The 10,347-nt window shown below is 67.7% G+C and carries 8 protein-coding genes; 4 read left to right on the top strand and 4 right to left on the bottom strand.

Annotated elements, in window-relative coordinates:
* Positions 1 to 73 precede the first annotated feature (73 nt).
* Positions 74 to 847 (bottom strand): Crp/Fnr family transcriptional regulator, encoded by a 774-nt coding sequence (locus AC3DE2_RS00505; RefSeq protein WP_488424584.1) that lies wholly within the window; start codon positions 845 to 847, stop codon positions 74 to 76.
* Between the two features lie 387 nt (positions 848 to 1,234).
* On the opposite strand from AC3DE2_RS00505, the gene AC3DE2_RS00500 reads away from it, so the two are divergent.
* Together AC3DE2_RS00500 and AC3DE2_RS00495 are read left to right on the top strand one after the other, a co-directional pair.
* Positions 1,235 to 2,584, top strand: a complete 1,350-nt coding sequence (locus tag AC3DE2_RS00500) for a DEAD/DEAH box helicase (RefSeq protein ID WP_295382931.1) — start codon at positions 1,235 to 1,237, stop codon at positions 2,582 to 2,584.
* Positions 2,585 to 2,667: 83 nt separating this feature from the next.
* On the top strand, positions 2,668 to 4,644 hold the full coding sequence (locus AC3DE2_RS00495; RefSeq protein WP_488424582.1) for a beta-propeller domain-containing protein: 1,977 nt from the start codon (positions 2,668 to 2,670) through the stop codon (positions 4,642 to 4,644).
* 47 nt (positions 4,645 to 4,691) lie between these two features.
* Here the strand turns inward: AC3DE2_RS00495 and AC3DE2_RS00490 are convergent, their stop codons facing one another.
* The 3 genes from AC3DE2_RS00490 to AC3DE2_RS00480 all read right to left on the bottom strand — a co-directional run bounded on the left by AC3DE2_RS00490 (position 4,692) and on the right by AC3DE2_RS00480 (position 9,038).
* On the bottom strand, positions 4,692 to 7,037 hold the full coding sequence (locus AC3DE2_RS00490) for a TonB-dependent hemoglobin/transferrin/lactoferrin family receptor (RefSeq protein ID WP_488424580.1): 2,346 nt from the start codon (positions 7,035 to 7,037) through the stop codon (positions 4,692 to 4,694).
* Between the two features lie 260 nt (positions 7,038 to 7,297).
* On the bottom strand, positions 7,298 to 8,209 hold the full coding sequence (locus tag AC3DE2_RS00485) for an EF-hand domain-containing protein (RefSeq protein WP_488424578.1): 912 nt from the start codon (positions 8,207 to 8,209) through the stop codon (positions 7,298 to 7,300).
* Between the two features lie 31 nt (positions 8,210 to 8,240).
* Entirely contained in the window at positions 8,241 to 9,038 is a 798-nt protein-coding gene (locus AC3DE2_RS00480; protein WP_488424576.1) for a DUF4198 domain-containing protein, read from the bottom strand.
* A 168-nt stretch (positions 9,039 to 9,206) separates the two neighbouring features.
* On the opposite strand from AC3DE2_RS00480, the gene queD reads away from it, so the two are divergent.
* Together queD and AC3DE2_RS00470 are read left to right on the top strand one after the other, a co-directional pair.
* Positions 9,207 to 9,560, top strand: a complete 354-nt coding sequence (gene queD, locus AC3DE2_RS00475) for a 6-carboxytetrahydropterin synthase QueD (protein WP_295382925.1) — start codon at positions 9,207 to 9,209, stop codon at positions 9,558 to 9,560.
* Positions 9,561 to 9,916: 356 nt separating this feature from the next.
* A complete protein-coding gene (locus AC3DE2_RS00470; RefSeq protein ID WP_183640850.1) occupies positions 9,917 to 10,312 on the top strand; it encodes a phasin family protein in 396 nt (131 codons plus the stop codon).
* The last annotated feature ends 35 nt before the right edge of the window (positions 10,313 to 10,347 follow it).

Below are 10,347 nucleotides of genomic sequence, written 5' to 3'. Positions count from 1 at the left end.
CGAACAAAAACAAAAAAAGCGGAGCAAGCTCCGCTGTGCGCGTGTCTTTCGGGCCGGCCCGATGCGCGCCGGCCTACTCGCGCATTTCGGCCAGCGAGGCCAGCCGCTTGCGATCCTTCAGGGTGACCCGGTGCGGGTCGTCGGTGGCGATCATGCCGTCCTGGCGCAGGCGGGTGAAACTGCGGCTCACCGTTTCCACGGTCAGGCCCAGGTAGTCGGCGATGTCGGTGCGCGACATCGGCAGCACCACCTCTTCGCCGCTGTAACCCTGGCGGCGGCGGCGCGCATGCATGTCCAGCAGGAACGAGGCCAGCCGCTCCAGCGGGGTCATTCGCGCCAGCGACATCAGGTTGTCGCGGGTGGCGTCCAGTTCCACGCAGGCGCGTTCCAGCAGTTCGCGCTCCAGTTCCGGATAGCGCGAGCACAGCGTGCGCATGTCCTGCATGGAGAACGCGCACAGTTCGCTGTCGACGATCGCCTCGATCGAATGGCGGTAGTGGGTCGCGCCGCTGAAACCGATGAAATCGCCCGGCATCAGGAATCCGGCGACCAGCCGGCGGCCGTCGGCCAGCAGGCGGATCCGGCGCAGCGCGCCGACGGTGACGGTGAACACGTCGCGGCGGGAGTCACCTTCCCGGGCCAGCACTTCGCCGGCCTTGAGCGGAATGTCGCCGGCCAGGGTTTCCAGCGCGCGCGCCTGGTCCAGCGGCAGCGCCGCGCAGACCGCCAGGTGGCGGACCTGGCAGCCCACGCAGTCACCCTGCGCCGGGCCGGCCAGGGGATCGGTGTCCCCGCGGTTGGCGGGGACAACGGGGGGTCCGTTGTGGCGCAGTACACGCAGGCTCATTGGGGGCGGCCGGGTCGTGAAAACAGGGGCTTATAGTATATCGGCCTGGCCCGGCATTCCTTTCGGCTGAACGGAAAACCGTGCTTTCCGCGCCCGGAAACCCCCGCTGCGCCCCGGAATCGGTTAAAGTGCGCGCCGTTTGCCAGCGGCCGTTCGTTTCCCCAACGGTCCGCCGATGCCGGCCCCCCGCGGTCCCGCATCCGCTCCACTCCGACTGCTTTCGCTGCGCAAACCCGGAGTCGCCATGTGGCGTCTTCCGCCTTTTTCCCCTCTCGCAGCGCGGTTTCCAGGGAACGCTACGGGTAAACGGCCGATCCGCCATCGCCGCCGCGCCTGACCGCGCGCCGCCGGCGCGGGTGGCGTCCGCCGCCTTTGGAGTATTCCGCAATGACGTTTGAATCCCTCGGCCTGGCGCCGGCACTGCTGCGCGCGCTGGATGAGCAGGGCTACACCGAGCCCACCCCGGTCCAGGCCCAGGCCATCCCGCTCGCGCTGGCCGGCCACGACCTGCTGGCTGGCGCCCAGACCGGCACCGGCAAGACCGCCGCGTTCGGCCTGCCGCTGATCCAGTACCTGGCGACCACCCCGCAGGAAGTCGCCCCGCGCGGCGGCCGCAAGCCGCGTGCGCTGATCCTCACCCCGACCCGCGAACTGGCCGTGCAGGTGCATGACAGCCTGCGCGCCTACGGCAAGTACCTGCGCATTCCCAGCACCACCATCTACGGCGGCGTCGGCATGGGCAACCAGCTCGACGCGCTGCGCCGTGGCGTGGATCTGGTCATCGCCTGCCCGGGCCGCCTGATCGACCATATCGAGCGCCGCAGCGTGGACCTGTCCGGCATCGAGGTGCTGGTGCTGGACGAGGCCGATCGCATGCTCGACATGGGCTTCCTGCCCTCGATCAAGCGCATCCTCGCCAAGCTGCCGCGCCAGAACCGCCAGACCCTGCTGTTCTCGGCCACCTTCGCCGATCCGATCCGCGAGCTGGCGCTGGAGTTCATGCACGAGCCGCACCAGGTGCAGGTGACCCCGAGCAACACCGTCGCCGACACCATCACCCACCGCGTGCATCCGGTCGACGGCGGCCGCAAGCGCGAACTGCTGCTGCACCTGCTGGCCGCCGACAGTCGCGTGCAGACGCTGGTGTTCGGCCGCACCAAGCACGGCTGCGACAAGCTGGCGACGTTCCTGGAAAAGAGCGGCGTGCGCGCCGCGGCGATCCACGGCAACAAGTCGCAGGGCGCGCGCCTGCGCGCGCTGGGCGACTTCAAGGCCGGCCGGGTCAACGTGCTGGTCGCCACCGACATCGCCGCGCGCGGCATCGATATCGACCAGCTGCCGCGGGTGATCAACTTCGACCTGCCGATGGTGGCCGAGGACTACGTGCATCGCATCGGCCGCACCGGCCGCGCCGGCGCGCAGGGCGAGGCGATCTCGATCGTCGCCCAGGACGAGGCCAAGCTGCTGCGCCAGATCAACCGCATGCTCAAGCGTGATCTGGACATCGTGGAAGTGCGTGGCTTCGAACCGCAGGTGCCGATCCGCTGGGGCAACTCGCAGGCCGGCCACGACGACCGTCCCGCCGGCAACAAGGCCCCGCGCAAGCACAACCGCCGTCCGCACGGCGAAGCTCCGCGCCACGCCCACGCCGGTCCGAAGAAGCATGGCGGTGGCGGTGGCCGGCGCCAGGACGGGCGTGCCGGCGCACGCGGCGGTCGGGGCGGCCAGGGACGCTGATCGCACCCGGATAACCCCGCTTCATCCCCGGTCCCGTTTACCATCATCAACGGGGCCGATGCCCGGCCAGGGAGCGGGGACGAATGGTGCGCAATCAGTCGATAGGCCTGCTGGTCCTGTTGGCATGCATGGCCGCGAACGTGGCCTGCTCGGCGAATCCTCACAATCGCGCCGCCGGCAAAACGCTTCCCGCCTATGACCAGGAAAGCTGGGAAGCCCAGTTGTCGCGCTGGCGGCAGGCGGAGGAGCGCCGCAAGCAGGACGCCCGACGAAAGGCAGAATCATCACCGCTCCCGGCGCCCGCCCCTGTTTACGCCCTCCTGCTTTCTCCTGGCAGCGCTTCCGAACCGGGATCGGGGTCGCTGGATACCGTCACCGTCAGCGGTGCGATCGCCGACTCCGAATCCATCACCAACGTCCAGACCGCGGGCGTCGACGAGGGCGGCATCGTCAAGCAACACGGACGCCATCTGGTAGTACTGAGGCGCGGCCGGTTGTTTACTTTGGAAGTTGGCGGCGACGCGCTGCGCGCGGTCGCATCCATAGATGCTTTTGGACCCGGTGTGGATCCCGGTGGCAGCTGGTACGACGAAATGCTGATCACCGGCGACACCATCGCCGTCATCGGCTACAGCTACGACCGCGGCGGCACGGAGATCGGCCTGTTCGACATTGATGCGGAAGGCCGGCTGGCGTATCGCGCCACCTACCAGCTGCGGGCCAACGACTACTATTCCTCGCGCAACTACGCCAGTCGCCTGATCGGGCAGACCCTGATCTTCTATTCGCCGCTGGAACTGTCCCCCTGGAAGCTCGGAAGCGACAGCTTCTATCCGGCGCTCCGCCAGTGGCGACGCGAGGATGGGAACAACGGAAAGTTCGAACGCATCCTGCCGGCCACCCGCATCCATCGCAGCGACGACACCCTGGACCCATTCAAGGATTCGCTGGCCCTGCATACCGTGACCCGCTGCGACCTGTCCCGGCGCGACATGGCCTGCGAGTCCACCGCCGTGCTGGGGCCCGAGGGCCGCGTGTTCTATGTCTCCGCCGATTCCGTCTTCATATGGACGAGCGAGTATCCGGACGACGACAACGCACCGGCGCGCTCCTCGGTGTTCCGCATCCCGCTCGACGGCAGTGCCCCGACCGGCCTGAAGACCAGTGGTGGCCCCATCGACCAGCTGTCATTCCTGCAGGGAGCGGATGGCTACCTCAACGTCCTTGTGACCGCCGAATCACCCGGCGAGGGCATGTGGAAGGCGGAAACCCGCGAGGGCGACACGGCGTTGCTGCGCGTGCCGCTAACCGCATTCGGCGACGGCAGCGACGCGGCGCAATCGTGGCATTACCTGCCGCTTCCGCCCGTCTCCCGATACGACCCGCAGAACCGCTACATCGGCGACTGGCTGGTCTACAACGGCGACAACGAAACCCGCTGGGGCCGCGATACCAATGAGGATGATCGGGCACTGGCGCATGCCCTGCGCTACGAGCAGCGTGACCCGGCGCAAACACTGGTCCTCGCGCACGCGGTGGAGCGCATCGAGGCGATCGGCGCGGATGGCGTGCTGGTCGGCAACGCCGGCGATGACCTGCACTTCACCAGCCTGCGCCTGGGCGAACGCGCAGCGACGGTCAGCAGCTTCGTGCAGCGGAACGCCGCGCAAGGCGAATCCCGCACGCACGGATTCTTCTACAAGCGCCAGCAACCCGATGTGGGCATCGTGGGGTTGCCGGTGGCGCGGCGGACACGGGAAGACATGGAGCACTATCTCGAGGGCTCGGCTGGCGTGCTCTATCTGCGCAACCGCGCTCTGCGATTGAGCGGGATGGGGCAACTGGACACGGCTTCCGATACCGGCAAGGACGATGATTGCCGCGCCAGCTGCATGGACTGGTACGGCAATGCCCGGCCCCTGTTCATCGGTGATCGCGTGTTCGCGCTGCTTGGCTACGAACTGGTGGAAGGCCGGATAGAGGGCGAACGCATCCGTGAGCGCCGACGCATCGATTTCACGCCAGGCAAGCGTCCGGCGGCGGCGGCGGCGGCGGACTAGGCGCGATGCCGCGGGCGCATGGATTTCCCATGCGCCCGGAAATGGCTTCAGAAGCTGTACGACACCGACACGCGGTAATTGCGGCCGGGCTCGCTGTAGCGGCCGATGCCGTCGTCGGTGGCGTAGCCGTACAGGTAGAAGTCGCCGCGGGTGACGTTGCGGATGCGCGCCCACTGGTAGTAGCGCTCGTCCATCAGGTTGTACACGCCGGCGTTGATGCGCAGGTGCTCGTTCACGCGCAGGCTTCCGAACAGGTCGATCGTCGTGTAGGCATCGCTCAGGAAGCGCTGCGGCACCTGTCCGAACACGTCCGGCTGCAGATCCGCGTCGCGTCCCTTCTTGGCCAGCGAATGGGTCAGGTTGCCGGTGATGCGCAGGCGGTCGTCCCAGCCCTGCCAGCTCAGGCCCAGCACCCCCTTGTCCGGGTTGATGCTGTCCAGGGGGCGTCCGTCCTTCTGTTCACCCTCGTTGTGCGACCAGGCCGTGCGCAGCAGCCAGGTGTCCCCCAAGCGCCACAGGCCTTCCAGCTCGACGCCCTTGACGGTGACTTCGCCGACATTGGCCAGCGTGTTGTAGTCGTAGCCGAACCGGGTGGTGCAGGTGCCGCGCGAACAGCTCTGGTACGCGGTCCCGGGATTGGCGGTCAGGCGCACGCTTTCGATGAAATCGTCGTAGCGATCCCGGAACACCGAGATGCCGAAACGCGCGTTGTCGCTTTCCCAGCGATAGCCCAGCTCCGCGCTCAGGCTCTTTTCCGCCTCCAGATCCGGATTGGCGGCCGAGGTCGGTACCTGCACGGTGTTGCCGGTCGCCACCTCGATGATCTGGGTGGTGCTGGTGGGCGCATACATCTCCCCGGTGGTCGGTGCGCGGAAGCCGCGTCCGACCTGCAACCACAGCGACTGACGCGGCAGGAACTGATAGCTGACGCCGGCCTGCCAGGTGGGCGCGGCGAAACTGACGTCGCGCACGCTGCCGGTCGGATCCAGGAAGGTGCCGCCCACCCGCGGCGAATAGTCGTAGCGGTCGTAGCGCGCGCCCAGGGTAAGCTGCAGGCGATCATCCAGGAAGCCGATGCGGTCGCGCAGATACAGGTTCCAGGAGGTCGCGTCGGTCTTCGGCACCTGCGCCGGATCCACCGTGGCGGTATCCAGCGCACCGCGGTTGTTCCAGCGGTAGTCGATGGCAAGGAAGTCGATGTCGCGCTGCTGCCAGGCGGCGCCGTAGACCAGCGCATGCCGGACCGACGCCATTTCCAGCGCCTTGTCGAAATCCAGCGCCACCCGGTCCAGGGTCTGCTCGGTGGTGCGATCCTCGGCGCGCCAGCAGGTCAGCGCGCGAGTACACGGCGTGGTGACCGGCGTGGCCGGCGTGCTGGAGGTGCCACTGCCGGTCAGGATGCGGGTGATGCCGCGGCTCTTGGTCTCCTGGCGGTCGGCCTGCAGTTCGAAGGTATCGAACACCGCATTGCCGGCATTCCACCGGTAGCGGATGCCGTAGCGGTCGCGCTCGCTGCTGTCGTCGCCCCAGCGTTCGAGATAGCCCGGCGCGCTGACCCGGCTCAGGTTGTCGACCCGATTGTCGACCCGATTGCGTTCGTAGACCGCGCCCAGCCGGTGCGCGTCGCTGATCACGAAATCGACCTTGGCCAGCACGTTGGTACTGTCGTGATCGATCGGATCCGGCAGGCGGCGCGCGCTGCCGGTTTCCACCGCCGTGCGGTCGTACCAGCCCTCGGCCTCATGCGCCTTGCGCCGGGTGTAGACCAGCATCGATTCGACGATGCCGGTGCGGTTGGCCAGGGTCAGCGAGCCGAGTTTCTCGTCGTTGTGGCTGGTATGGCCGAGCTTGAGGCCGACGTGGGTGTCGTTGCCCGCCGCATTCAGATAGTCGGCGGGATCCTTGGTGGTGAAGACCACCGCGCCGCCCAGCGCGCCGCTGCCGGCGGCAATCGAGTCCGGTCCCTTGATCACTTCGACCGCCTTCAGCGAATCGATGTCCACGCCACCGCGCCCGGCCCGGAAGAACTCGTAGCTGCGCGCGGTCTCCAGGCTTTCGGCCATGCTCAGGCCATCAACGGTCATGGCGACGCGATCGCCCTCGATGCCGCGGATGTTGAAGCCGTTGTCGCCGAAGCGGCCCATGTCGACGATGCTGACGCCGGGGATGTAGCGGATGACATCCTCCATGTTCTCCGCCATCTCGTTCTCCATCTGGCCGGCGTCGATGACGGTGACGTTCTGGTTGGCGGACTTGCGCTTTTCGCGCTCTGCCTTCACCTCGACGGGGTCGAAGGTCTTGGTAGCGTCGGCATCGGACGGGGTTTCAGCGTACAGCGGGAAGGAGAGGCTCGACGCGATGGCCAGCGCGAGCAGGCGGGAGGACGGTTTCATGGTGGGACTCCGACAGTCGGGAAGGGAAATGCGCGCTTCGAGGGGAGCGCTCCGGTCCTGGCTGCCGCCGCCATCGGCGGCCTGCGTTGCTGGGCGAGGCATCGCGCACGGGCGATGCGGGAAACGGGGTGGCGCCCGCTATCGCGGGTGCCGGCAGGGGTCGACGCGCCGCCGCGGCGGGAGGCGTCGCGCGGGGTCCGCGCGTAGGGGCATCCCTTGGAGCGATGCAGTGTTCATCGGCATCCCCATGCCGGCGTCTGTCAGCGTCCCGCGGCGGTGCGGGGCGGCCGCGCCGGCGGCGGCAACGCCGCGTCGGCCGCATCGACCACGCCGTCGTGATTGCGGTCCGCACCGTCGAAACTGCGTCGCCCGGATACCTGGTATTCGGCGAAGGTCATCCGGCCATCCTTGTCCGTGTCCAGGGCGGCGAAACGCACACGCGTCTGCCTGTCCGAACCGCCGCCCAGCGCGGCGTGGTGCTGGTCCAGGCGCTGGCGGAATTCCGCCAGGTATTCCTCGCGGTCCAGCACGCCGTCCCGGTTGGCGTCGGTGCGTTCGAACTGTCCGGCGCGGGCACGGTCGAACTCCGCGCGATCGACCTGGCCATCACCATCGCCGTCGTACAGCGCCAGGAAGCCGTCGCCGGTATGCGCGCTGGGCAGTTCCATCCGGCTGCGCCTGCGCTCGGCGCGCGCGGCGCGTTCGGTGGCCGCGTCGCCGCTCTTCGCCAGTTCGGTGTTCTCCTTTTCCAGTGCCTTCCTGCCTTCGGCGAACACCCGTTCGCCAGAGGCGTCGAACTCGGCCCGCGACACGCGCCCATCGCGATCGGCGTCCAGCGCCTCGAACCGGCGCGCCGCCTGGGTCATCTGGTCCTCGCGCGCCTGTTCCCGCGCCTGCCGGGATCGGGCGTCGAACTCGCGTACGTACTCTTCCACGTCCACGCTGCCGTCGCGGTTGGCATCGGTGGCATCAAAGCGCTGGCGGCGGAAGGCGTCGAATTCGTCCCAGCCCAGGCGGCCGTCGCCATTGCCGTCATGCTGGGCGATGAACGCGGTGATGTTGTCGCTGTGGCCCACCACCAGCGGGCGCGCGGGCGGCGACTGCCAGGCGTCGGCGGCGTGGGGAAGCAGCAGCGCGGTGGCGACCACGCCAATGAGGTAGGTGGTTTTCATCGTGGACTCCAACAAATCCGAAGAGGGCGACTCAGGGTTCGAGCACGCGGAAAGTCAGCGTGTAGCTGAGGCTGTATTCGTCCACCGGCGCACCGGCGGGTGCCGGCGTGCGATGGCGCGACAGCGCCAGCCAGGTGCCGGCGCGTTGCAGCGGGAAGCTCACCCGGCCCTCGGCGTCGGTGGTCAGGTTCACGACCTGCGGCTTGCGATCCGACGTCCAGACCGCCTCGGTGATTTCAACCGGCTGGTTGGCCAGCGGCTTGCCGTCGTGCTGGACGACGAAGGCGAACGACTCGCCCACATAGAGATCGTTGGGATGATCGATCGGCACGAACTCCAATCCCTGCCCCCGCGCGCGCAGGGACGCGGTGTCCGGCGCGCCGATGCTGACGTAGGTTTCGGCCAGGGTGAGCGACTGGAAGTTGGACAGCAGCTTGGCGCCGGCCGGAATCTTCACCGCCGGATCGCGCGAACTCCCGCGCTTGCCATCGACTTCCCAGGTGCGGAACAGCGCGCCCAGGCGCGGGCCGGTACTGAACCGGTAGGTGCCCTTGCCCTGCGGCATGCGGTGCTCGGCGACCGCGCGGGTCTTGAACACCTGCATCGCGTCCGGCGCGGTGCTGGCGCCGTCCGGCCCGGTGATCACGAAGCGGCTGTTGTCGAACGCCGCCTCGGGAATGAAGAAGGTCTCGGCGAAGGCCGCATCCAGCGCCACGGTCTCGCCGGCCTGCGGCGCGAAGTTGCTGGGAGACAGGTAGGGCGTATGGGCAGAGGCGGTCGCCATGGCGGCCCACGCGAGTGTGCCGGTCAGCAGGGTCAGCGGTTTCATCATCGGTTCCTGAGGGGACGGAATCGCTGGCGAAACCGGTGTCGGTTGCTGGCTGCCGACGCATCTTAGATGCAAATGCGAATCGTTACAATCCAGTGAAGACGGATTTCCCAAAAAGAGGCGAGGCCGGATTTGCCGCCTTCATGCACCGCAGCGGACAATAGGCGCATGGATATTTTCAAGATCTTCACCCTCGAAGCCGCGCATCGCCTGCCGAACGTGCCCGAAGGGCACAAGTGCGCGCGGCTGCACGGGCATTCGTTCCGGGTGGAGCTGCATGTCTCCGGCGAGATTGATCCGCATACCGGCTGGGTGATGGACTTCGCCGACATCAAGGCGGCGTTCAAGCCCGTCTACGATCGCCTGGATCACCATTACCTCAACGACATCCCGGGGCTGGAGAATCCGACCAGCGAGCGGTTGGCCGCCTGGATCTGGGCGCAGCTCAAGCCGGCCCTGCCCGGCCTGAGCGAGGTCGTGGTCCACGAAACCTGCACCGCCGGCAGCCGCTACCGCGGCTGAGTCCGGCGGTACGTCGTCCGGCGGCACGTCCCCGGCCGCTCGAACCCTGGAGCACTTCGCGCGGGCCACCCGAGGGTGGCCCGTTTGCCGTGCGCGGTCCCGACGATGAGCGGGCGTGGACGGGGCGACGGCGGGCGGCCGATTGCACCGCGCCAGGGCGGGGCGACAGCGCCGCGGAACCGCGCGCATCGGTGGCCTCGCGCGGTCCCGCCCCCTATTCAGCTTTCGCTCGCAAGCGGCTGATTTTTAACGGGGACTAACCGTTCGTCGGAAAACCATACGCCTTTTATTGCACCGCAACAAAGACCTCGGTATGCTGCGCCGCAACATCCTCGTATTCCCTTTTGGAGTGCACCATGTCCGCCCAGTTCAACGAGCAGTTCAGCACCTACACGCATCAGTTCGCGGCGGCCGCTGCCCGCGCGAACCGTCTGGCCCTGGAAAGCGCCGAAACCATCTTCGGCGTCCAGCTGAAGACCTTCGAGAAGAACGTCGACGCCACCACCGCCTTCTTCGGCGAGCTGGCCGAAGTGCGTGATCTCGACAGCTACAAGACCCTGTGGCCGAAGGGCGTGCAGATCGCCAAGGACAACACCGAGCGCCTCGTCGCCGCCGGCCAGGAAGTGTTCGGTCTGGCCCTGAAGACCGGTGAAGCATTCGGCCAGCTGGCCAAGAGCCAGTACGAAGCCGCCACCGACAACGTCCAGGCCACCGTGGCCAAGGCGACCAAGGCTGCCAAGGCCGCCAAGTAATACGGTTTTAAAAGCTCTCTCTGAAATTTGCGCGG

Source organism: Pseudoxanthomonas sp. 68-E7, assembly GCF_057773145.1.
The sequence above is the reverse complement of the archived record's forward strand: the minus strand, read 5'-3'. Positions and strand labels throughout refer to the sequence as shown.

Coding starts and splice junctions, on each gene's coding strand:
- AC3DE2_RS00495 (WP_488424582.1), top strand. CDS start 2,668: ATGGTGCGCAATCAGTCGATAGGCCTGCTGGTCCTGTTGGCATGCATG.
- AC3DE2_RS00505 (WP_488424584.1), bottom strand. CDS start 847: ATGAGCCTGCGTGTACTGCGCCACAACGGACCCCCCGTTGTCCCCGCC.
- queD (WP_295382925.1), top strand. CDS start 9,207: ATGGATATTTTCAAGATCTTCACCCTCGAAGCCGCGCATCGCCTGCCG.
- AC3DE2_RS00480 (WP_488424576.1), bottom strand. CDS start 9,038: ATGAAACCGCTGACCCTGCTGACCGGCACACTCGCGTGGGCCGCCATG.
- AC3DE2_RS00500 (WP_295382931.1), top strand. CDS start 1,235: ATGACGTTTGAATCCCTCGGCCTGGCGCCGGCACTGCTGCGCGCGCTG.
- AC3DE2_RS00485 (WP_488424578.1), bottom strand. CDS start 8,209: ATGAAAACCACCTACCTCATTGGCGTGGTCGCCACCGCGCTGCTGCTT.
- AC3DE2_RS00470 (WP_183640850.1), top strand. CDS start 9,917: ATGTCCGCCCAGTTCAACGAGCAGTTCAGCACCTACACGCATCAGTTC.
- AC3DE2_RS00490 (WP_488424580.1), bottom strand. CDS start 7,037: ATGAAACCGTCCTCCCGCCTGCTCGCGCTGGCCATCGCGTCGAGCCTC.